Raw genomic sequence first — 940 nt, forward strand, 5'->3', positions numbered from 1 at the left:
CGGTGTTTGTCAAACTAGTTGTCGCGATCACTACGTTATGCACTCTCCGCTTTGACGATTTCTTGTTCAGGGTTTAAGTACACTTCTTTTGGTAAATCCCAATTACGAACATTACCACTCCAGCGCTCAGGATGAGCATCCTTAGCACCTTGATATACCTCTTTTCTATTAGCCAATATTTCACCCGCCAATCCAGAATGCCTCTGATGTGGGCTAACGTATTTGATGCCACTATGCTTGTGGTTAAAATTATACCAATGACTAAATTTAAGCACCCAGTCACGTGCTTCTTCTATTGTTAAAAATCCTTTATAAGGATAACCAGGTCGATACTTACACGTTTTAAAAATTGATTCTGCGTAAGCGTTATCATTACTCACTCGTGGTCGACTAAAAGAAGATACAACACCTAAACTATGGAGTGTTTCAAGCATTGATGAACCTTTCATTGGGCTACCATTATCTGAATGTAACACCAACGGGCTATCTCTAACGCCTTCTTTTAAGTGCGTTTTATTAATCAATCGCGAAGCATTCTCAGCCGATTCCTCATCATGTATTTCCCATCCAACAATTTTTCGGCTAAATATATCGAGTATTAAATACAGATAAAAATGTAGCCCTTTGGCTGGTCCTGGAAGCCAAGTTATATCCCAACACCACACTTGATTAGGGCCTGTCGCGCAATGCGTTGTTGGTGTTTTTCGCTCTTTAATTTGGCTACGCCCACGATCATTCTGTAACTTCTCTTCATGTAGTACACGATAATAGGTCGACTCTGATGCAATATAAACACCTTTATCAGCCAACGCAGGGACTATTTGACTAGGTGGTAGGCTTTTAAATTCATCACTATTAACAGTAGCTAATAAATGGTCTCGTTCTTCGCTTGATAACTTATTTTTAGGTGTAGGGCGATTAGCGCTTGGCCTTCCATCAC

The 940-nt window shown here is 40.3% G+C and carries 1 protein-coding gene; it reads right to left on the reverse strand.

Annotated features, from left to right (window positions below; all coding sequences use genetic code 11):
* Window positions 1–35: 35 nt before the first annotated feature.
* A partial coding sequence (locus I6F53_RS20135; protein ID WP_197240935.1) for an IS3 family transposase occupies window positions 36–940 on the reverse strand: 905 nt, incomplete at its 5' end.

Source organism: Pseudoalteromonas sp. SWN29, assembly GCF_015864465.1.
Classification (GTDB): Bacteria; Pseudomonadota; Gammaproteobacteria; order Enterobacterales; family Alteromonadaceae; genus Pseudoalteromonas.